The sequence below is a fragment of the Mycobacterium kyogaense genome (assembly GCF_036946525.1).
Lineage (GTDB): Bacteria > Actinomycetota > Actinomycetes > Mycobacteriales > Mycobacteriaceae > Mycobacterium > Mycobacterium kyogaense_A.
Genome location: NZ_JAQIIY010000012.1, coordinates 107,142 through 127,552, shown reverse-complemented (window position 1 = coordinate 127,552; position 20,411 = coordinate 107,142). Strand labels below are relative to the sequence as shown.

Below are 20,411 nucleotides of genomic sequence, written 5' to 3'. Positions count from 1 at the left end.
ACTGAGCGTGCGCTCGGTGGTCGCGAGCGCACGCTGCGGTACGCGACGCGCCCCGCAGGGATGTACAGACGCGCGCGCTCGCCGAACCAGAGTCACCGCACGATGATCGTGTGGTCGGTGCGCGGGACCAGCTCGCCGATGACCGGGGCCCCGGGGATCTCTCCGGCGATAAGCAGCCCGCCGGAGGTCTGCGCGTCGGCCAGCAGCAGCGCCTCGTCCTCGCCGACCGACAGCTCGATGTGCGGGCGAACCCACTCGAGGTTGCGCCGCGTGCCGCCGCTGACGTAGCCGTCGCGCAACGCCTCCCGAGCTCCGTCCAGATACGGCACGGCCGCCGCGTCCAGCACTGCCGTCACACCGCTGGCGCGCGCCAACTTGTGCAGATGCCCGAGCAAGCCGAAGCCCGTGACATCGGTGGCGCAGCGGACACCGGCCTCCAAGGCTGCCTGACATGCCGTGTCGTTCAACGTGGTCATCGCATCAATGGCGTTCTCGAAGCGTTCCCCGGTGTTCTTGTGCCGGCTGTTGAGCACACCGATGCCCAGCGGCTTCGTCAGCGACAACGGCACACCGGCGATGCCGGCGTCGTTGCGCAGCAACAGGTTCGGATCGGCGACACCGGTGACCGCGAGGCCGTACTTCGGTTCGGGATCGTCAACGCTGTGCCCGCCCGCCAGATGGCAACCTGCTTGCACACACACGTCCATCCCCCCACGCAGCGTTTCCGCGGCCAGTTCGAACGGCAGCACGTCCCGTGGCCAGCCGAGCAGGTTCACCGCGACCACCGGCCGACCGCCCATCGCGTACACGTCGGAGAGGGCATTGGCCGCGGCGATGCGGCCCCAGTCGTAGGCGTCGTCGACGACCGGGGTGAAGAAGTCGGTCGTCGCGATCAGCGCGGTGCCGCCCTCGATTCGGACCGCGGCGGCGTCGTCACCGTCGTCCAAACCGACGAGCAGCTCGCCGGGCGGATTCACCGGCATCCGATGCTGGAGCCCGCGGACCACCTCTTCGAGTTCGCCGGGCGGGATCTTGCAGGCACAACCGCCGCCGTGGGCGTACTGCGTGAGCCGATGCGTCATGGCTTCCATGCTGCCCTGCCATGATGGGGAGGTGGCTCAGGGAGGCGTATCCGGTCTGGTGACCGGCTCGATCTTCAAAATCGCTGAGCGGCAGTTCCTGTCGCTGGCGGGTTCGATTCCCGTCCGCCTCCGCCACGGTGACCATGAGTGACCCGCGCCGTCGGGTGCCCCGCACCGACGCCGTGCTCGCCGACCCGCGTCTGGTCGCGGCGGCTCAGAGATTGGGCCGCGTGCTGGTCAAGAGCGTGGTCGTCGAGGCGCAGCAGCGGGCCCGCGCCGGGGAGATCGACCCCGAGCAGGTCGCCGACCACGCCGTCGCGTCGCTGCCCACGAGCGCGGCCACGCTCCGACCCGTCATCAACGCCACCGGCGTGGTCGTGCACACCAACCTGGGCCGCGCCCCGCTGTCACCGGCTGCGATCGACGCGGTGACCACCGCCAGCGGCGCCACCGACGTCGAGTTCGACCTCGCGACCGGACGCCGGGCCCGCCGCGGCCGCGGTGCGCTGGCAGCGCTCGCCGCCGCGGTGCCCGCCGCCGAGGCCGTGCACGTCGTGAACAACAACGCGGCCGCGCTACTGCTGATCGCGATGACGCTTGCGCCAGGCAAGGAGATGATCGTCAGTCGTGGCGAGCTCATCGAGATCGGCGACGGGTTCCGGCTGCCCGAGCTGATGACGTCCACCGGCGCGCGCATCCGCGAGGTCGGCACCACCAATCGCACACACCTGCGCGACTACGCCGACGCGATCGGGCCCGACACCGGCTTCATCCTCAAGGTGCACCCGTCGAACTACCTCGTCAGTGGGTTCACCTCGACGGTGTCGGTGAGCGATCTCGCGACGCTCTGCCGGGGCGAGCGAAGCGACGGGAGAAATTCGGCGACGCTGGTGGTCGACATCGGTTCGGGTCTGTTGAGCCCGCATCCGCTGCTGCCCGACGAACCCGATGCCGCGACCGTGCTGCGCCACGGCGCCGACCTGGTGACCGCCAGCGGCGACAAGCTGCTGGGCGGCCCCCAGGCCGGGTTGCTGTTCGGTGCGGACGAGTTGATCGAGCGTCTGCGTCGCCACCCCGCGGCGCGCGCTCTGCGCGTGGACAAGCTGACGCTGGCCGCGCTGGAGGCCACGCTGGTCGGGCCACCGACCCCCGTCGCGCGGACGCTCACCGCCGATGTGGCCGAGCTGCGGACCCGGGCTTCGACATTGGCGGCTCAGCTGACCGGCGCTGAGGTCGTCGACTGCGTGTCCGCAGTCGGTGGCGGCGGCGCGCCCGACATCGAATTGCCCAGTGTTGCAATCGCTCTCCCACCGCAGTACGCCGCTGCCTTGAGAGCCGGCACGCGGGCGGTGGTCGGCCGGATCGAGGACGGCCGCTGCCTGCTCGACCTTCGCACCGTCGCACCCGAGGACGACGCGGCATTGCTCGAGGCGGTTCGGGCGTGCATGTCGTAGCGACCGCGGGCCACGTCGATCACGGCAAATCCACTCTGGTGGAACGGCTCACGGGTATGTGGCCCGATCGCCTCGCCGAGGAGCGGCGCCGCGGCCTGACGATCGACCTCGGCTTCGCGTGGGCCGACATCGGCGGCCGGGAGATCGCGTTCGTCGACGTCCCGGGCCACGAACGCTTCGTCGGGAACATGCTCGCCGGCGTCGGACCCGTCCCGGCGGTCATGTTCGTCGTCGCCGCCACCGAAGGCTGGATGCCGCAGTCCGACGAGCACGCCGCCGCGCTGCGCGCACTCGGCGTGCAGCACCTGCTGGTCGTGATCAGCAAGGCCGACCTCGCCGATCCCACGCGGGTCATCGCCCAGGTGCGTCAGCAACTCCCCGACGCGGCGATCGTGCTCGGCACCGACATCGACTCGGTGCGAAGCGAACTCGTGGCGCTGACGGATCGCCTGCCGCCGCCGAATCGGAGCGCCGACGTGCGGCTGTGGGTCGACCGGTCGTTCACGGTGCGCGGGGCCGGCACCGTCGTCACGGGCACGTTGGCCGCCGGAACCATCCGCGTCGGCGACGACCTGGTGCACAACGGCCGCCGCGTCACGGTGCGCGGCGTCCAATCGCTGGGCCGAGACCTGTCCGAGGTCGCCGCGGTGGCACGCGTCGCCGTCAACCTCCGCGGCGTCGACCACCACACCATCACGCGCGGCGACACCCTCTGCACGCCGGACGTCTGGCGCGACACGGGCGAGATCGACGTCGCGCTGCGTGCCGCCGGAAAACTGCAGCAGCATTTGGTGCTTCACATCGGCTCCGCCTCGATGCCCGTGCATGTGCGACCGCTCGGTGAGGCGGGGGCACGGCTGCGACTGTCACGTCCGCTGCCTCTGCGCATCGGCGACATCGGGCTGCTGCGCGACCCCGGCGAACACCGCATCGCCGCAGGGGTCGAAGTGCTCGACGTCGCACCGCCGGCGTTGCGGCGTCGCGGCGATGCCCGCGCGCGGGCCGACGAGCTGGCCTCCGGTCGGGTCCGACCCCCGGTGTGCGCGCGCGAGAAAGACCTGCGCGCCATGGGTTTCGACCCACAGGGCGAGCGGTTGGGGGAGTGGGTGGTCGACGCGCAGTGGTGGGCGCAAAGACGTGAGGAACTGGTGAGCGTCGTGACGCGGTGGTCAGCCGGTCATGACATCGCTGCCGGCATGCCGACCGAAGAGCTGCGCCGCGCTCTGGGCTTGGCTGCCGTCGAGCTCGTCACCGCCTTGGCCACAGGCACCGGTCTCGAGGTCGCCGACGGCCGGGTCCGCGAGCCCGCCGCCGCCTTGCCCGACCGTGTGGAAAAGGCGGTCTCCACGCTCGAGGAGTGGCTGGCCGCCGAGCCGTTCCGTGCACCGGACGCCGACGAGCTCGCCGAGCTGCACCTCGGGCCGAAGGAACTGGCGGCGGCGGTGCGGGCCGGCCGGCTGGTCAAGATCGCCGACGGCGTGGTGCTCGGCCCGCAGGCCTACCAGCGCGCCGCTGAGATTCTCGAGGGCGTGCCGCAGCCGTTCACTGTCGCCGACGCCAAGCGTGCGCTCGACACCACTCGTCGTGTCGCCGTCCCCCTGCTCGAAGCGCTCGACGCGCGCGGGGTCAGCCGACGCCGTCCCGACGGGACGCGCGTTCTGACTGCGTGACCGGGCCGCCCTTGGACGTGGCGCGCAGCGAACCGGGATGAGCCTTGGCGCTCGGATCTTTGCGGGTCTTGGCCAGGCTCGCGACGGTGGTGATGGCGAGGATCGCGATGATCACCACCAGGCTCAGGTAGGTGTTCACCTCGGGGATGTTCGGGTTGATGTCGACGTGGCCCCAGTGCAGGACCAGCTTCACACCGATGAACGCCAGGATGATCGACAGCCCCGTCGACAGGTACACCAACCGGTCCAGCAGGCCCTTGACCAAGAAGAACAGGGCGCGAAGACCCAGCAGGGCGAAGGCGTTGGCGGCGAACACGATGAACGGCTCGGACGTGACACCGAAGACCGCGGGGATCGAGTCCAGCGCGAACAGCAGGTCCACGCTGCCGATCGCGATCAACACCGCCAGCAGCGGGGTGGCCATCTTGCGGCCCTGGCTGCGGGTGGTCAGCTTGCCGCCGTCGTAGTCGTCGCTGAGAGGCAGGAACTTCCGCGTCGCCTTGATCATGATGTTGTTCTCGACGTCGGGGTCCTCGTCGCGGTGCCGGAACAGCTGCACCGCGGTCAGGATCAGCAGAATCCCGAAGATCAGGAACATGAACGAGAACAGCGACAGCAGCGTCGCGCCGACCGCGATGAAGATCGCGCGCATGATCAGCGCCAGGATGATGCCGAACGTCAACACCTTGTGCTGATGCTCCTCGGGCACCGCGAACGTGGCCATGATGATGACGAACACGAAGAGGTTGTCGACCGACAGACTCTTCTCGACGATGTAGCCCGCGAAATACTGCGTGCCGAAGTCGGTTCCGTAGGTGGCCATGAACCACACGCCGAACGCGATGGCGACGGCGATGTAGAAGACCGACCACGCGGTGGCTTCTTTGAATCCGACGCGGTGAGGGCGGACCGCGGCCAGGATCAAGTCGACGGCGAGCAGGGCGACGATCAGACCGATCGTCACCCCCCAGGTCAGCAGGCTGATCTCGAGCATGCACCCTTTGTACAGGAGGTTCCGAGGTTAACCCGCAGTTCACCGGGTAGCCCCTGCCTTGCCAATGAGAACAACCGGCGGTTGGATCGGTGATGTCGCAGGGCAGAGGAGGCGGTGAGTGGATCTGAAGAAGCTGTTCGAATCGTGGCCCCTGTACCGGCAACTCACCGGCGACGACAAGCTCGGCCGCGGTTACGCCGCCCAGTCCGGGCGTTCGCTGACCCTCACCCCGCGCACCGCTGAAGCCGATCACGTCGCACACTCGGTGTGTCCCTTCTGCGCCGTCGGCTGCGCGCAGAAGGTGTACGTCAAAGACGAGAAGGTCGTCCAGATCGAGGGCAACCCCGACAGCCCGATCTCGCGCGGCCGGCTGTGCCCGAAAGGCTCTGCCAGCAAGCAACTGGTGACCGGGCCGCAGCGTCTGACCACGATCCGCTACCGCGCGCCGTACGCCACCGAATGGCAGGACCTCGATCTCGAGACTGCGATGGAGATGGTCGCCGACCGGGTGCTCGACGCCCGCGAGAAGGGCTGGCAGCAGTTCGACGCCGACCGCAACACGCTGCGCCGCACGATGGGGCTGGCCAGCCTCGGTGGCGCCACGCTCGACAACGAAGAGAACTACCTGATCAAAAAGCTGTTCACCGCGCTGGGCGCCCTGCAGATCGAGAACCAGGCGCGTATTTGACACAGCGCCACGGTTCCCGGTCTGGGGGCCTCCTTCGGTCGCGGCGGGGCGACGGACTATCAGCAGGATCTCGTCAATTCCGACTTCATCGTCATCATGGGTTCCAACATGGCCGAGGCCCATCCGGTCGGCTTCCAGTGGGTGATGGAGGCCAAAGCCCGCGGGGTCAACGTCATCCACATCGACCCGCGGTTCACCCGCACCAGCGCGCTGGCCGACCGGCACGTGCCGCTGCGCGCCGGTAGCGACATCGCCTTCCTCGGCGGGGTGATCAACTACATCCTGACCAACGAGCTCGACTTCCGGGAGTACGTCACCGCGTACACCAACGCGTCATTCCTGGTCGACGAGGGCTATCAGGACGCCGAGGACCTCGACGGTCTGTTCTCCGGCTACGACGAGGCGACGGCGTCCTACGACCCGGAGACGTGGCAGTACCAGAACACCGAAGCCGAGGGCGGCGGGTCGGATGCCAAGGAGCACGCATCACCCGATCAGCAGGGCTCCGGCGGGGCTCCCGTGCAGGGCGCCGCCGACATCCCGTCCGACCCGACGCTGCAGGACCCGCGCTGCGTCTATCAGATCCTGAAGCGGCACTACGCGCGCTACACCCCCGAGATGGTGGAGCGGGGTGTGCGGGGGGTACCGGCCGCCCAATTCCTCGACGTCGCACGCCAGTGGACATCGGCGTCGGGGCGCGAGAAGACCGCCGCCCTGGTCTACAGCGTCGGCTGGACGCAGCACACGCTCGGCGCGCAGTACATCCGCGCCGGAGCGATCATCCAGCTGCTGCTGGGCAACATCGGCCGACCCGGCGGTGGCGTGTTCGCGCTGCGCGGCCACGCCAGCATCCAAGGCTCCACCGACGTGCCGACGCTGTTCAACCTGCTGCCGGGCTACCTCGCGATGCCGCGAGCCGGGCAGGAGACACTGACCGACTACGTCGACGCCATCACCAGCCGCAACCAGAAAGGCTTCTGGCACAACGCTGATTCGTACATGGTGTCGCTGCTCAAGGAGTACTGGGGCGACGCGGCGACACCGGACAACGACTTCTGCTTCGACTACATGCCGCGCATCAATGGTGACCACGGCACCTACCGCACCGTGATGGACATGGTGGACGGCAAGGTGTTCGGCTACTTCCTGCTCGGGCAGAACCCGGCCGTCGGCTCCGCGCACGGCAAGCTGCAGCGCCTCGGCATGGCGAACCTGGACTGGCTGGTGGTGCGCGACCTCGTCGAGATCGAGAGCGCCACGTTCTGGAAGGACGGGCCGGAGATCGAGACCGGCGAAATCTCGCCCGAGACGTGCCGCACCGAGGTGTTCCTGTTTCCCGCGGCGTCGCACGTCGAAAAGGCAGGCACCTTCACCCAGACCCAGCGCATGCTGCAGTGGCGGGAGAAGGCGGTCGAGCCGCCGGGCGACGCCCGCTCCGAGCTGTGGTTCTTCTACCACCTCGGCCGCATCCTGCGCGAAAAGCTGGCCGGCTCAACCGATGAGCGCGACCGTCCGATTCTCGACCTCTCGTGGGACTACAGGATGGACGGCGACGAACCCTCCGGGGAGGACGTGCTGCGACGCATCAGCGGCGTCGACCTGACGACGAACCGCGCCGTCAGCGGCTACACCGAGCTGAAGGCTGACGGTTCGACGATGAGCGGCTGCTGGATCTACAGCGGGGTGTACGCCGACGAGGTGAACCAGGCCGCCCGGCGCAAACCACACACCGAACAGGGCCCCTACGACAACGAATGGGGATGGACCTGGCCGTTGAATCGCCGGGTGCTGTACAACCGGGCGTCCGCCGATCCCGCCGGCCGGCCCTGGAGCGAGCGCAAGAAGTTGGTCTGGTGGGACGCGTCCGCCGGCGAGTGGACGGGTTACGACACACCGGATTTCGAGAAGAACAAGCCGCCCGGCTATCGACCGTCCCCGGACGCGGTGGGCGTCGCGGCGTTGCGCGGTGACGACCCGTTCGTCATGCAGGCCGACGGCAAGGGCTGGCTGTTCGCGCCCAACGGGGTGCTCGACGGCCCGCTGCCCACCCACTACGAGCCGCATGAATCGCCGGTGCGCAACCCGCTGTACCTGCAGCAGGGCAATCCAGCACGCAAAGTGTATGGGCGCGAGGACAATCCGTCGAACCCGTCGTGGCCTGACGCGCACGGTGACGTGTTCCCGTTCGTGTTCACCGCAGCGCGGCTGACCGAACACCACACGGCGGGCGGCATGAGTCGTCAGCTCCCGTATCTGGCAGAGCTGCAGCCCGCGCTGTTCGTCGAGGTCTCGGCGGCGCTGGCGGCCGAGCGCGGGCTGACGCACATGGAGTGGGCGCATGTGGTGACCAGCCGTGCGGCTGCCGATGCCCGGGTGTTCGTCACCGAGCGCATGCGACCGCTGCGCGTGGATGATCATGTGGTGCATCAGGTCTGGATGCCGTATCACTGGGGTGGCTCCGGGCTGATCGACGGTGACGTGGTCAACGACCTCCTGGGGGTGGTGGCCGATCCGAACGTGTTCATCCAGGAGAGCAAGGTTTCGACGTGCGACATCCGGCCGGGGCGGCGACCGCGAGGACCTGCGCTGCTCGAGTATCTGGCGGGGTATCGCGAGCGGGCCGGGATAACCAAGGCCACCGGAACCGACCTGGACACGACGCAGGTGTCGCCCGATCACACGGAGGAAACGCCATGAGTGGCAACAGCTTCTACGGCCCGCTGCCCGATCCGGCGGGCGACGCGGGCTACGACGAGCACCCGCCGCGGGTCGGCTTCTTCACCGACACCTCGGTGTGCATCGGCTGCAAGGCATGCGAGGTGGCGTGCAAGGAGTGGAACGAGGTGCCCGTCTCCGGTGAGGGCGACGGGTTCAACCTGCTCGGAATGTCATTCGACAACACCGGAAATCTGGGCGCGAACTCGTGGCGGCACGTGGCGTTCATCGAGCAGCCCGGTAGAGCACCGGTCGATCTGGGCATGCCCGAGGTCACGCAGAAGGCCGTCGAGATGGTGGGCGAGCTTCCCGACTTCCGGTGGTTGATGGCGTCGGACGTCTGCAAGCACTGCACGCACGCCGGCTGCCTGGACGTCTGCCCGACCGGGGCGCTGTTTCGCACCGAGTACTCGACCGTCGTTGTGCAGCAGGACATCTGCAACGGCTGCGGCTACTGCGTTTCGGGTTGCCCCTACGGCGTGATCGAGCGGCGAGAAGGTGACGGCCGAGCGTGGAAGTGCACGCTGTGCTACGACCGCCTGCACGACGGTCTCGAACCAGCCTGCGCCAAGGCCTGCCCAACCGACTCCATCCAGTTCGGCGTGCTCGACGAACTGCGGGAGCGGGCCGCTCAACGCCTCGAGGCGCTGCACGAGCGCGGCATCACCGAGGCGCGGCTCTACGGCGAATCACCCGATGACGGCGTGGGCGGGGACGGGGCGTTCTTCTTGCTTCTGGACGAACCCGAGGTGTACGGGCTGCCGCCCGACCCGGTGGTGCCCACCCGTGACGCGGGGGCCATGTGGCGCTACGCAGGCATGGCCGCCTCGGCCCTCGTCGGGATTGCGGTGTCGGCATTCGTCGGGAAGCGGACCTGATGCGCGAGAAGCTCAGCGACACAGACGCGTCGGACCGCAACGCCCACACGCGGCACCGCCGCGGCGGGCGCGAGGACATGGCGGTGCCGACGGCCGAGTTCCGCTCCTACTACGGCAGGCAGATCCTCAAGACGCCGGCGTGGAACTGGATGATCGCCGCGTACCTGTTCAGCGGCGGCCTCTCGGCGGGCTCGGCGCTGCTTGCCGCCGGCGCCGACCTGACGGGCCGCACGCAGCTGCGGCGGGTGTCGCGCCTCGGGGCGCTGGCCAGCCTGCTGGCCAGCATGTACCTCCTGATCGCGGACCTGGGCCGGCCCGAGCGGTTCCACCACATGCTGCGGGTGGCCAAGCCGAGTTCGCCGATGAGTATCGGGACGTGGATTCTCGGCGCATACGGCCCGGGTGCCGGACTGGCCGCCGTGGCTGAGCTGGTGCCGTCGCGGCTACGGCGCTCGCTTCTGGGCCGTCTGCTGATCTGGGCGGCGCGGCCCGCGGGCCTGGAGGCTGCTGCGGCTGCCCCCGGGGTGGCGTCCTACACCGCAGTGCTGTTGTCGCAGACGGCGGTTCCGGCGTGGAATGAGGCGCACCCGTACCTGCCGTTCGTGTTCACCGGCTCGGCCGCTGCGAGCGGGGCCGGCCTGGGCATGCTGGCGGCCCCGGTGTCGGAGAGCGGACCCGCGCGGCGGATGGCGGTCGCGGGGGCGGTCCTGGAAGTGGCGGCGTCGCGCACCATGGAACGCAAGCTCGGGTTGGTCGGCGAGGCCTACACCACCGGCCGACCGCACCGGTTGCGCCAGGCGTCGGAAGTCCTCACCGTCGGCGGTGCTGTGGGCGCCGTCGTCTCCGGTCGTCGGCGCTGGGCCGTCGCTGCCTCGGGCGCAGCGCTCCTGGCAGGCAGCGCGTTGCAACGCTTCGGTGTCTTCGAGGCGGGTGTGGCATCGACACAGGACCCGAAATACGTCGTGGTGCCTCAGCGGGAGAGATTGACGCGGCAGGAGGCGTAGGTTGCCGCGAGTGTGCACCCTGATACGCCCTTCGCGGGGCGGTTTCAAGCGGTCGATGCAACACCCCCTGTGATCGAGGAGTGTTGCGATGGGTCGAGTGCCGTTGCGGTCGCGGATGCCGGCGTTCTGGGAGTATGTCCGGGCTGGTCTGTTCCCGGCTGAAGCCGGGGTGGCTGTCGGTGTGTCAGAGGGCTGTGGACAGCGGTGGTTCCGTGAGGCTGGTGGCGTGAAACCAGCTAAGCCCAAGCCGAAATCGAGTGGTCCGCGTCCGCGGCTGACACTGGACGATCGCATCGAAATTCAGGTAGGCGTGTGCACGGGTGAGTCGTTGCGATCCATCGGTCGACGATTGGGCCGGCCAGCCTCGACGATCAAACGCGAAATCGATAACAACAGCGAGCTGCGGAACCGCCACACGGGCCGCAAATCGGGTTACCGACGCAAACACGCCTTCGGTGCCCGCCAAAGCGGTAAACCCTCGTCGGTGCGCTACCTGGCCACGGCTGCTCATGACCGCTCGGCCGAACGCACCCGCCGGCCCAAGCAGCGCCGACTGGCCTGCGATGACACCCTGCGCCAAGAGGTGCAGACTCGACTGGAGCGCCACCACAGCCCTCAACAGATCGCGCGGCGGTTGCGCAGCGATTTCCCCGACGATCCGGAGATGTGGGTGTCACACGAGGCCATCTACCAGGCCATCTACGTACAAGGGCGTGGATCGCTACGCCAAGAGCTGCACCGCTGCCTGCGCACGAAGCGCGCGATCCGCCATCCTCAGCGCCCCGCAGGAGCGCGTCGTGGTCGTATCCCCGGCATGGTCAACATCAGCCAGCGTCCCGCCGAGGTCGCCGACCGGGCGGTGCCCGGGCACTGGGAGGGCGATCTGATTTTGGGGTCGACGGCCTCAGCCTCGGCGATCGGCACCCTCGTCGAGCGCAGCACCCGGTTCGTCATGCTGTTGCACCTGCCCGACGATCACACCGCACTGAGCGTGCAGAACGCGATCGTCGAGAAAATGAGCGAGCTGCCCGAACACTTGCGCCGCTCCCTGACCTGGGACCAGGGCAGCGAAATGGCCAACCACGCAGCGATCGCAGCGGCCGCCGATCTCGACATCTACTTCTGCGATCCACACTCGCCATGGCAACGCGGCACCAACGAGAACACCAACGGGCTTCTGCGCCAGTACTTCTCCAAAAGCACCGACTTATCGCTGTGGGGACCTGGCTACCTCGACAACGTCGCCGCCGAACTCAACGGCCGACCCCGCAAAACCCTCAACTGGAAAACCCCAGCCGAAGCCCTCAACGAACTACTGTCACAACCGCCAACTGTTGCATCGACCCCTTGAACTCAAGCGGCGTGTCGCGGATGGCGTTGCACGGTCGGGGTAGGTTCGGGTGATGGCCTGGTCGCTGGACTCTTCACACGGCGAGCTGCTGGTGACCACCGGCGTCACCGGCCCTGCCGCCGCGATGGGGCACCGGCTGGTGCTCGCGATGACGGCGTGGCAGGCGACGGTGACCTGGTCCGGCGATCAGCCGTCCAGCGTGGAACTGACCGTCGACGTCGACTCGCTGCAGGTGCTGCGCGGCGAGGGCGGTGTCAAAGGCCTGTCCGGCGTGGAGAAGTCACTCGCCCGCTCGAATGCCGTGAAGACGTTGGACGCCAAGCGCTTTCCGCAGATCCGGTTCTCGGCCGACCAGATCGTCACCGCCATCGACGGCGGCTACCAGCTCAACGGCACCCTCGAGATCCACGGCAAGACACAGCAGCGATCGGTGGACCTTCGCGTCCACGATCTAGGCTCGGCGTGGCGCATGACGTGCGACGCCGCGGTCAGCCATGAAGACTTCGATCTCACGCCGTACTCGCTGATGATGGGCGCCGTGAAAGTCGCCGATCCTGTCACCGTGTCGTTCCGCGCGGAGTACCCGAAGGACTGACGCCGAGTGTGCGCGATCTACGGCGCGGGTTTGCGCTGCGTGATGAGCTCCTCGCCGCGGTCGTAGTCGTCGTCGGCGTTGTAGGTGAGCACCCCCACAGTGGCACCGTCGGCGGTGTACCAGACGGTGAAGCCGTCGTCGTGCTCGACGAAGCGGCTGTCGTCGTACCCATCGCCCCAGGCGTGGTACTTCACGTCGGCCTCGCCGATCGTCGTCCAGAAGCCCGGGACCGCGGACCACGTCGCGTCGGCGTCACCGGCTGCCGACGCCCCGGCGGCCTCACCCTGATCGGCCGCGTCCTGCCAGTGTTCGACCGGTAACGCACGGCCCGCGCTCGCATTGACCGCCATCGCGACATCGCCGGCCGCGTAGACATCAGCGGCGCTGGTGCGCATGTGTTCGTCCACCACGATGCGGCCGTCTTCGACAGCCAGGCCCGCGGATTCGGCCAGCGCGCTGTTGGGCTTGACCCCGGTCGCCGCCAGCACGACGTCGGCTGTCAGTACGTCGCCGTTGTCGAGGTGAACCGACGTGCCGTCCAGCGACGCCACCTCCACGCCGCCGACGTAGCGTGCCCCGGTCCTCTCGACCAACTGCCGCAGGCGCTGCCCGGCTTCGTCGCCGAGACGCTTGGCCTGCGGCGCCGGATCGGGGGCGACCAGCGTGACCGACAACCCCCGCATCGCCATCGACGCCGCGGCTTCGCAGCCGATGAAGCCCGCGCCGATCACGACCGCCGACGTCGCGTCGCCCACGGCGGCGCGCAACGTCTCGGCGTCATCGAGCGAGCGGAGCTGCAGGGCATGTTCTCCGCCGGGCACCGGAAGCGGCACCGGACTCGCGCCGCAGGCGAAAACCAGTGCGCTGTAGGGGTATCGCTGTCCGTTGGCGACGACGACGTGCTCGTCGACATCGATCTGCTCCACCGTCGCGTCATGGATCACCTCGACGGCGTGCTCGTCGAACCATTGCTGCGGGTGCATCTCGACGTCGTCGCTCTCGCCGCGCAGGAACTCCTTGCTCAGCGGCGGACGGCTGTACGGATGCCTGCCGTCGGCGGTCAGGATGCGGATCGGACTGTCGGGGCGACGCTCGCGGTAGGCCTCGGCGGCGCCGAGACCCGCCGGTCCGCTGCCGAGGACGAGCAAGCCAGGATCGGTCATGAGCGGGCGATACCCCGCCGCAGACCGTCCCACACGCTCGAGAGATTGCGCGATACTGACGTCATGCGGCACCTACGGCGCGTGTGGCGCAACAACGGTCTGCTCTTGGCCTGCCTGGGTCTGTTCGTGATCTTCTTCGCCGGCATGGTGGTTTCCGGCACCGCTGCGCACAACGAGCAAGCGCGCGAACATGGTTCGGCCGATACGGTTTCGGTGATCGGTTACCTGCGCACCGGGGACTTCGTCGAGGCCACATTCGAGAACTGGGAGTCGGAGTTCTTGCAGATGGGCATGTACGTCGTCCTCACCGCATTCCTCTTTCAGCGAGGGTCGTCGGAATCCAAACCGATCGACACGGACGCGCCGCAGGACCGCGATCCGCACACGGTGCCGGTCACACCGAAGACGCCGTGGCCGGTGCGGCACGGCGGCGCGGTGCTGACGGTGTACGAGCACTCGCTGGCGATCGCGTTCTTCGTGCTGTTCTTCGCGTCATGGGCGCTGCACGCCGTGGGCGGCGTCGCGGCGTACAACGACGAAGCGCTCCAGCACGGCGAGGCCGCCATCTCCGTCTGGCGCTATCTCACCACGTCCCAGTTCTGGTTCGAGTCGATGCAGAACTGGCAGAGCGAATTCGTCGCCGTCGCCGCGATCGTCGGTCTGTCCGTCTTTCTTCGCGAGCGCGGGTCGGCGGAATCCAAACCGGTCGCCGACCCGCACCGCGACACGAGCGCTTAGCGCTGGTGCGACCGGCCCCCGGACGCCGCGGGACGGCGGGACCGTCGACGGGCAGAACCCGGCGAGCGCCGCGGCGCGGCCGGAGCCGACGGACGCGAGTTCGCGACCACACGCTCGACCGGGGCCCGGTACGGCGCGACCTCACCGGCCACCTTCTGCACGGCCTCGGAGCTGGCGGTCACCTGCTGAGGAGCCACCTGAATGCCGGCGCGCCGCAGCAGAGCCTGTGTCTCCCTGCGCTGTTCGGGCAGAACGACCGTCACGACGTCGCCTGCGCTGCCGGCGCGGGCGGTCCGGCCGGATCGGTGCAGATACGCCTTGTGCTCGGCCGGCGGATCGATGTGCACGACGAGTTCGATGTCGTCGACGTGCACGCCACGGGCGGCGATGTCGGTGGCGACCAGCACGCGGACCTCGCCGGAGCTGAAGGCCGCCAGGTTGCGATCGCGTGCCGGCTGAGACAGGTTGCCGTGCAGGTCAACTGACGGAATACCCGCATCAGTGAGCTGCTTGGCCATCTTGCGGGCGTGATGCTTGGTGCGCATGAACAGGATTCGGCGCCCGGTGCCCGACGCCAGCCGGTGCACCAGTTCCTTCTTGTCCTGCGGTCCGGCGACATGGAAGACGTGGTGTGTCATCGCCGGCACATGCGATTCGGGGGTGTCGACCGAATGCAGCACCTCGTTGCGCAGGAAGCGCTTGACCAGCTTGTCGACGCCGTTGTCCAACGTCGCGGAGAACAGCAGCCGCTGACCGCCGGCCGGGGTGGCGGCCAGGATGCGGGTGACTCCGGGCAGGAAGCCGAGATCGGCCATGTGGTCGGCCTCGTCGATGACGGTGACGGCCACGCTGTCGAGGCTGACCAGCTTCTGCTTCATGAGGTCTTCGAGCCGGCCCGGGCAGGCCACCACGATGTCGACGCCGGCGCGCAGCGCCTGCACCTGCCGGTGCTGTGAGACGCCACCGAAGATGGTGGTGACCGTGAGGTTGTTCACAGCGGCGAGCGGCGCGAGGGTGGCCGAGATCTGAGTGGCCAGTTCCCGCGTCGGCGCCAGCACGAGGCCCGTCGGATGCGACGGGCGGCGCTTGCCGCCGGCGAGGCGGCTGACCAGGGGCAGGGAGAACGCCAGCGTCTTACCGCTGCCGGTCTTGCCGCGGCCGAGCACGTCGCGGCCGCCCAGGGTGTCGGGCAGCGTCTCCTGCTGGATGGGGAACGGGGAGGTGATCCCACGCGCGGTGAGCGCGTCGATCAGGGGTTGGGACACGCCGAGATCGGCGAAGGTCTTGTCGCTGTTCAACTTTCGAGTGCCTTTCAGGCATTGGTGTGCCGAGCCGGCGCAACGTCGGGCGCGGTCCTGAACACAGGGTGGCGAGAGTGCCGGTGGGCACCATCGATCGCCGTGACACGAGCTGTGTAGGTCCACGGGCCATCGGGCGGGGCGGCCTGGCGGGATGCCGGCGCCACAGTCGATGACGAGCGTTTCACGACGCATCGGCCTGGTTTTGAACCGGCCGACGTGCCACCACTCTACCTCATGGGACAGGATGGACGCGGAAAGGGGGATGGGCATGGACTTCGCCGCGAGTCTGCAGCGCCGCATGCTGCTGGGCTATCTCGGCGTGCTCCTCGTTCTCTACCTTTTCTCCGTCGTGAGCGCGTGGGACATGGATTCTGCACGTGGCGAGATCCTTTCGGTCGCCCTGAGCGTGGTGGGGCTCGCGGCAGCGGCCCGGGCCCCGCTGGGCTTCGTGCGCTATGTGGTCGCGGTGGCGTGCCTGTGCGCAGTGCCCGTGGCGGCCATGCTCTTCCACGACGTGGACGCTGCGCAGGTCTGGGCGGTGGTCCCGTTGATGTTCAGCGCGATTTACGTCCGGGCGTGGCACCGGCCCGCCACCGCCCGAATGGTGGCGACGGCCATCGCCGTCGCGGCGGGTGTGGCGCTGGCAGTGGCGCCTGCTGACGTGCCCGCCCAGTGGTACGGCATGTTCGCCGTGTGCATCGTCGCTGGGGCCGAGATCGTCGGAGTGCTGCTCGCCGCGCTGTACGACGCGGCACTGCGCGACCCGCTGACCGGCGCGTGGAACCGTACCGGTCTGGAGCGGCGGGCGGCGGAGCTGATGTCCCGGGCGGGGCGCCGTGCGGAGCTGCTGGCGGTCATCGCACTCGACGTCGACGACTTCAAGGTGCTCAACGACCGCGCGGGCCATGCTGCCGGTGACCGGGTGCTGGCGCAGCTCGTACATGACTGGGGTCAGGCACTGCCCGATCGGGCCGTCCTCGGGCGTTTGGGTGGCGACGAATTCACTGTGGTACTCGCCGGGCACGACGAAGAGCGCGCGAGGGATCTGGCTCAGAAGCTGGCCACCGCCGGACCGGTGAGGGTCAGCGCCGGCACCGCCGTCGGGCAGCCCGTCGACCAACGCACCCTCGAGGCGCTGATGGCTCGCGCGGACCGCGAGCTCTATCGCGTCAAACGACAGCGCAAGGGCGCGGCTTAGTCCCGGCCCGCATTAGTCCTGGCCCGCCGCCCCCAGCGCCATCAGCGATACCAGGTCGTAGGCCACGTGCGCGGCTGCCACCCCGGTCATCTCGGCGTGGTCGTAGGCAGGTGCGACCTCCACGACGTCAGCACCCACCAGGTTCAGCCCGCGGAAGCCGCGCAGGATCTCCAGCAGCTCGCGGCTGGTGATCCCACCGGCCTCCGGGGTGCCGGTACCGGGTGCGTGGCTGGGGTCGAGGACGTCGATGTCGATCGACACGTACACCGGGCGCGTGCCCACCCGGGTGCGCAGCCGATCGATGACCTCCCGCACCCCCTGGTAGTACACGTCGGCCGACGTGACGATCCCGAAGCCGAAGCGGCGGTCGTCCTCGAGGTCCTTCTTCCCGTACAGCGGGCCGCGGGTGCCCACGTGGCACAGCGCCTCGGTGTCGAGGATGCCCTCCTCGACGGCGCGGCGGAACGGTGTGCCGTGGGTGTACGCCGCCCCGAAATAGGTGTCCCACGTGTCGAGGTGGGCGTCGAAGTGCACGAGGGCGACGGGCCCGTGCGTCGCCGCGGCGGCGCGCAGCAGCGGCAGTGCGATGGTGTGGTCGCCACCGATGGTCACCAGCTTGGTGTTGTCAGCCGTGAGCTGAGCCGCGGCACCTTCGATGGTCTCGATCGCCTCGCCGATGTTGAACGGGTTGGCCGAGATGTCTCCGGCGTCGGCGACCTGCACGAGGTCGAACGGCGACACGTCCATCGCCGGGTGATACGGCCGCAGCAGGCGCGACGCCTCACGCACGTAGGTGGGGCCGAAGCGAGCGCCGGGGCGGTAGGACACCCCGGAATCGAACGGCACACCGGCGACGACGATGTCCGCGCGCGTCACCTGGTCCAGGCGGGGCACTTTCGCGAACGTGGCCGGTCCGGCAAAGCGGGGGGTGACAGACGCGTCGACGGGTCCGACAGGCATGGCTCAATCCTCCGAGACGATAGGGATGTTGGCGGCGGGCCCCGCGGGCACCAGCCGGGGTCCTTCGGGGCCGAACACGTCGGCAGGCTCCGGAAAGAGCCGCAGCGCAAGCGGATACAGCACCGCGGCCAGGCCGAGACCGACGGGGATGCTCAGATCCACGCCGGCGGCGAGATCGCCGAGCGGTCCGACGAACTGGCCGGGCAGGTTGACGAAGCAGATCGACAGCGCCGCCGCGATCAGCCAGGCGCCCAGGCCCCGCCAGTTCCAGCCGTGGCTGAACCAGTAGCGGCCGCCCCGCTGACGTCGGTTGAACACCTGCAGTGCATCCGAGTCGTACCACCCGCGACGGGTGAACCAGCCCAGCATCATCACCACCATCCACGGCGCCGTGCACGTCACGATCAGCACCGCGAACGTCGAGATGCTCTGCACCACGTTGAAGGCGAAGCGTCCGACGAAGATGAACACGATCGCCAGTGTGCCGATGAACACGGTGGCCTGTACCCGGCTGAAGCGGGGAAACACACTCGAGAAGTCCAGACCGGTGCCGTAGAGCGCGGTGGTGCCCGTCGACATGCCGCCGATCAGCGCGATCAGACACACCGGGACGAAGTACCACCCCGGTGAGACGGCGAGCAGGCCGCCGACGTAGTCGCCGCCGTCGATGAATTCCGGTGCGGTGGTGGCCACGACGGTCGCGGTCACGAGTCCGAAGAAGAACGGCACGAGCGTGGCGATCTGCGCGCCGAAGGCCGCGAGCATCGGTTTCCAGGACGGGGTGTCGCGCGGGATGTAGCGGGCCCAGTCGCCCAGGAACGCACCGAAACTCACCGGATTCGACATCACGATCAGCGCGGCGCCGACGAACGACGGCCAGTACAGGGGGTCGCCCGTAGTCAGTGTGCCCGCGTAGCTGGGGTCGAAGACACCGCCGAAGGCGAAGATGCCGGCCAGGAACAGCAGGGTGGCGGCGACCACGGCGATCTTGTTGACCAGCAGCATGAATCGGAATCCGTAGATGCAGACGACGAGCACCAGGAGCGCGAACACGCCGTAGGCCACGCCGACGGCGATGTCGTTGTCCGGCAATCCCATTGCGCGGTTGGCGCCGCCGACGAGCACGTCTCCCGAGGTCCACACCGAAATCGAGAAGAACGCGACCGCTGTTAGCAGGGACAGGAACGAACCGACCACCCGGCCGTGCACGCCCAGGTGCGCCGACGAGGACACCGCGTTATTGGTGCCGTTCCGCGGGCCGAACAGCGACATCGGCGCGAGGATCGCCGCCCCCAGCAGCAGGCCGGCCAGCGTCGCGAGCACGGCGTCGCGGAACGACAAGCCGAAGATGATCGGGAAGGTGCCCAGGACCACGGTGGCGATGGTGTTCGCGCCGCCGAAGATCAATCGGAACAGGTCGAGGGGCCCGGCGGTGCGCTCCGTGTCGGGAATGGGCTCGACGCCGTGGACCTCGACCTCGGTGGCCTTCGGTGGAGCGGTGCGGCCGGTGGCGGCAGTCGACGTCATGAGTGGCTCCTGGGGGATGTGATCGGGGTAACGCTAAGACCACTCCTGGTGCTGCGCAATCGCTTCGATCGTTTCGCGGCCGACTTGCATCGTGAAGTGCCGTTCAGGCACGTCACAACCGTCATTGATGACATAATTGGACCCGTCATGCGCACGATATGGTCGCGGGGTGAGGCGGAAAATTCGTGGACGAGATTGACGGCGCGATTGTCGGCCTGCTCGAACAGGACGGCCGGCTGACCCATCTCGAGATCGCTGCGGCGGTCGGCCTGTCCCGGTCGGCGGCCGCGACCCGGGTGCACCGACTGCTCAGCACGGGTCAGGTCGTGGTCCGGGGCGTCGTGCATCCCGCGGTGCTCGGCCGCGGCGCGCTCGCTCACCTCGGCATCGTGGTGTCGCGTCGGGCTGCGCCGATCGCGCGTGAGCTGGCCGCCCGCAGCGATGTCGCATTCCTGTCGTTGACGAGCGGGCCGCACGGGATCGTCGCCGAGTTCCGGGCAGATTCGATGGCTGACATCGACCGCGCGATCGGGGAGGTGCGGACGCTGACCGGGGTGCTCGGCGTGGACACGCTGTCCTACGTGGAGGTGGTGCGCGACGTGATCGGCCCGGTCGGGGAGGTCGGTGTCACGGTCGACGACGTGGACCGCCGCCTGCTGCGTGCGCTACAGGACGACGGTCGCTCCTCCTATGTCGAGCTCGCTGCGGCTGTCGGTCTCTCGGCGGCCGGTGCGCGCCGTCGGGTGGTGCGGCTGGTGGCGAACAACGTCGTGCGCGTCGGTGCCGTGGTGCGGCATTCGGGGCAGGACCGGCAGAGCGCCCTGGGTCTGGGAATCCGGCTGGCCGGGGCGCCCGAGCCGGTGGTCGCCGCGCTGCGCGCGATGCCCGCGGCGATCTTCGTCGCGCGGGTACTGGGGCGGTGCGACGTGCTCGCCACGGTGCGGGCCTTTTCGGCGGCTCAGCTGGTGGACGTCGTCGACGACATCAGGGGTCTGGCCGGTGTCACCGCCGTCGAGAGCTGGGTGCACCTCGACGTGGTCAAGGAGAACTACGCGTCGGGATTTCCGGAGTGAATGTCGGCGCGGCCCACAGT

General features: G+C 68.7%; 16 protein-coding genes and 1 tRNA gene. 11 read left to right on the top strand and 6 right to left on the bottom strand.

All coding sequences use genetic code 11. From position 1 onward, the window contains the following. Positions 1 to 92: 92 nt before the first annotated feature. Complete coding sequence (gene selD / locus PGN37_RS11075; protein WP_335331075.1) at positions 93 to 1,082, bottom strand: selenide, water dikinase SelD; 990 nt, start codon at positions 1,080 to 1,082, stop codon at positions 93 to 95. A 40-nt stretch (positions 1,083 to 1,122) separates the two neighbouring features. On the opposite strand from selD, the gene PGN37_RS11070 reads away from it, so the two are divergent. From PGN37_RS11070 to PGN37_RS11060, 3 genes are all read left to right on the top strand, one after another. Continuing rightward, positions 1,123 to 1,217, top strand: a tRNA-Sec gene (locus tag PGN37_RS11070). Between the two features lie 8 nt (positions 1,218 to 1,225). Continuing rightward, positions 1,226 to 2,536, top strand: coding sequence for an L-seryl-tRNA(Sec) selenium transferase (gene selA, locus PGN37_RS11065; protein WP_335331074.1), 1,311 nt, complete (start codon positions 1,226 to 1,228; stop codon positions 2,534 to 2,536). Further along, complete coding sequence (locus PGN37_RS11060; protein ID WP_335331073.1) at positions 2,524 to 4,206, top strand: SelB domain-containing protein; 1,683 nt, start codon at positions 2,524 to 2,526, stop codon at positions 4,204 to 4,206. The genes selA and PGN37_RS11060 overlap by 13 nt, the downstream gene beginning before the upstream one ends. On the opposite strand, the gene PGN37_RS11055 is transcribed toward PGN37_RS11060, so the two are convergent. Then, the gene (locus PGN37_RS11055; RefSeq protein WP_335331072.1) at positions 4,163 to 5,200 is read right to left on the bottom strand and encodes a TerC family protein; all 1,038 of its coding nucleotides are present in this window, start codon (positions 5,198 to 5,200) and stop codon (positions 4,163 to 4,165) included. The genes PGN37_RS11060 and PGN37_RS11055 overlap by 44 nt on opposite strands. A gap of 118 nt (positions 5,201 to 5,318) precedes the next feature. On the opposite strand from PGN37_RS11055, the gene fdh reads away from it, so the two are divergent. The 5 genes from fdh (at position 5,319) to PGN37_RS11030 (ending at position 12,431) form a co-directional block, all read left to right on the top strand. Further along, on the top strand, positions 5,319 to 8,585 hold the full coding sequence (fdh, locus tag PGN37_RS11050) for a formate dehydrogenase (protein WP_335331071.1): 3,267 nt from the start codon (positions 5,319 to 5,321) through the stop codon (positions 8,583 to 8,585). Then, positions 8,582 to 9,481, top strand: coding sequence for a 4Fe-4S dicluster domain-containing protein (locus tag PGN37_RS11045; RefSeq protein WP_335331070.1), 900 nt, complete (start codon positions 8,582 to 8,584; stop codon positions 9,479 to 9,481). The genes fdh and PGN37_RS11045 overlap by 4 nt, the downstream gene beginning before the upstream one ends. Further along, complete coding sequence (nrfD, locus tag PGN37_RS11040) at positions 9,481 to 10,485, top strand: NrfD/PsrC family molybdoenzyme membrane anchor subunit (RefSeq protein WP_335331069.1); 1,005 nt, start codon at positions 9,481 to 9,483, stop codon at positions 10,483 to 10,485. The genes PGN37_RS11045 and nrfD overlap by 1 nt, the downstream gene beginning before the upstream one ends. A gap of 88 nt (positions 10,486 to 10,573) precedes the next feature. Next, positions 10,574 to 11,836 (top strand): IS30 family transposase, encoded by a 1,263-nt coding sequence (locus PGN37_RS11035; RefSeq protein WP_335331068.1) that lies wholly within the window; start codon positions 10,574 to 10,576, stop codon positions 11,834 to 11,836. A gap of 52 nt (positions 11,837 to 11,888) precedes the next feature. Beyond that, on the top strand, positions 11,889 to 12,431 hold the full coding sequence (locus PGN37_RS11030; RefSeq protein WP_335331067.1) for a YceI family protein: 543 nt from the start codon (positions 11,889 to 11,891) through the stop codon (positions 12,429 to 12,431). A 17-nt stretch (positions 12,432 to 12,448) separates the two neighbouring features. Here PGN37_RS11030 and PGN37_RS11025 read toward each other — a convergent pair whose 3' ends face one another. Continuing rightward, the gene (locus PGN37_RS11025; protein WP_335331066.1) at positions 12,449 to 13,594 is read right to left on the bottom strand and encodes an NAD(P)/FAD-dependent oxidoreductase; all 1,146 of its coding nucleotides are present in this window, start codon (positions 13,592 to 13,594) and stop codon (positions 12,449 to 12,451) included. A gap of 63 nt (positions 13,595 to 13,657) precedes the next feature. Between PGN37_RS11025 and PGN37_RS11020 the strand changes: the two genes are divergently transcribed. After that, positions 13,658 to 14,332 (top strand): DUF6766 family protein, encoded by a 675-nt coding sequence (locus PGN37_RS11020; RefSeq protein WP_335331065.1) that lies wholly within the window; start codon positions 13,658 to 13,660, stop codon positions 14,330 to 14,332. Here PGN37_RS11020 and PGN37_RS11015 read toward each other — a convergent pair. Next, entirely contained in the window at positions 14,329 to 15,630 is a 1,302-nt protein-coding gene (locus PGN37_RS11015) for a DEAD/DEAH box helicase (RefSeq protein ID WP_335331064.1), read from the bottom strand. The two genes, PGN37_RS11020 and PGN37_RS11015, sit on opposite strands and share 4 nt — an antisense overlap. A gap of 271 nt (positions 15,631 to 15,901) precedes the next feature. Between PGN37_RS11015 and PGN37_RS11010 the strand changes: the two genes are divergently transcribed. Continuing rightward, positions 15,902 to 16,831: a GGDEF domain-containing protein gene (locus PGN37_RS11010; RefSeq protein WP_335331063.1), complete on the top strand. Its 930-nt coding sequence runs from the start codon at positions 15,902 to 15,904 to the stop codon at positions 16,829 to 16,831. Positions 16,832 to 16,843: 12 nt separating this feature from the next. Here the strand turns inward: PGN37_RS11010 and speB are convergent, their stop codons facing one another. Both speB and PGN37_RS11000 read right to left on the bottom strand, forming a co-directional pair. Then, positions 16,844 to 17,791, bottom strand: coding sequence for an agmatinase (speB, locus tag PGN37_RS11005; protein WP_335331062.1), 948 nt, complete (start codon positions 17,789 to 17,791; stop codon positions 16,844 to 16,846). 3 nt (positions 17,792 to 17,794) lie between these two features. After that, positions 17,795 to 19,318, bottom strand: coding sequence for a purine-cytosine permease family protein (locus PGN37_RS11000; RefSeq protein ID WP_335331061.1), 1,524 nt, complete (start codon positions 19,316 to 19,318; stop codon positions 17,795 to 17,797). A 185-nt stretch (positions 19,319 to 19,503) separates the two neighbouring features. On the opposite strand from PGN37_RS11000, the gene PGN37_RS10995 reads away from it, so the two are divergent. Continuing rightward, positions 19,504 to 20,391, top strand: coding sequence for an Lrp/AsnC family transcriptional regulator (locus tag PGN37_RS10995; protein WP_335331060.1), 888 nt, complete (start codon positions 19,504 to 19,506; stop codon positions 20,389 to 20,391). Positions 20,392 to 20,411 lie beyond the last annotated feature (20 nt).

What these genes read in the sequence shown, in the direction of transcription:
- PGN37_RS11035 (WP_335331068.1), top strand. Translation starts at nt 10,574, where the DNA reads ATGGGTCGAGTGCCGTTGCGGTCGCGGATGCCGGCGTTCTGGGAGTAT.
- selA (WP_335331074.1), top strand. Translation starts at nt 1,226, where the DNA reads ATGAGTGACCCGCGCCGTCGGGTGCCCCGCACCGACGCCGTGCTCGCC.
- nrfD (WP_335331069.1), top strand. Translation starts at nt 9,481, where the DNA reads ATGCGCGAGAAGCTCAGCGACACAGACGCGTCGGACCGCAACGCCCAC.
- PGN37_RS11030 (WP_335331067.1), top strand. Translation starts at nt 11,889, where the DNA reads ATGGCCTGGTCGCTGGACTCTTCACACGGCGAGCTGCTGGTGACCACC.
- PGN37_RS11010 (WP_335331063.1), top strand. Translation starts at nt 15,902, where the DNA reads ATGGACTTCGCCGCGAGTCTGCAGCGCCGCATGCTGCTGGGCTATCTC.
- PGN37_RS11055 (WP_335331072.1), bottom strand. Translation starts at nt 5,200, where the DNA reads ATGCTCGAGATCAGCCTGCTGACCTGGGGGGTGACGATCGGTCTGATC.
- PGN37_RS11025 (WP_335331066.1), bottom strand. Translation starts at nt 13,594, where the DNA reads ATGACCGATCCTGGCTTGCTCGTCCTCGGCAGCGGACCGGCGGGTCTC.
- PGN37_RS11045 (WP_335331070.1), top strand. Translation starts at nt 8,582, where the DNA reads ATGAGTGGCAACAGCTTCTACGGCCCGCTGCCCGATCCGGCGGGCGAC.
- selD (WP_335331075.1), bottom strand. Translation starts at nt 1,082, where the DNA reads ATGACGCATCGGCTCACGCAGTACGCCCACGGCGGCGGTTGTGCCTGC.
- PGN37_RS11020 (WP_335331065.1), top strand. Translation starts at nt 13,658, where the DNA reads ATGCGGCACCTACGGCGCGTGTGGCGCAACAACGGTCTGCTCTTGGCC.
- speB (WP_335331062.1), bottom strand. Translation starts at nt 17,791, where the DNA reads ATGCCTGTCGGACCCGTCGACGCGTCTGTCACCCCCCGCTTTGCCGGA.
- PGN37_RS11000 (WP_335331061.1), bottom strand. Translation starts at nt 19,318, where the DNA reads ATGACGTCGACTGCCGCCACCGGCCGCACCGCTCCACCGAAGGCCACC.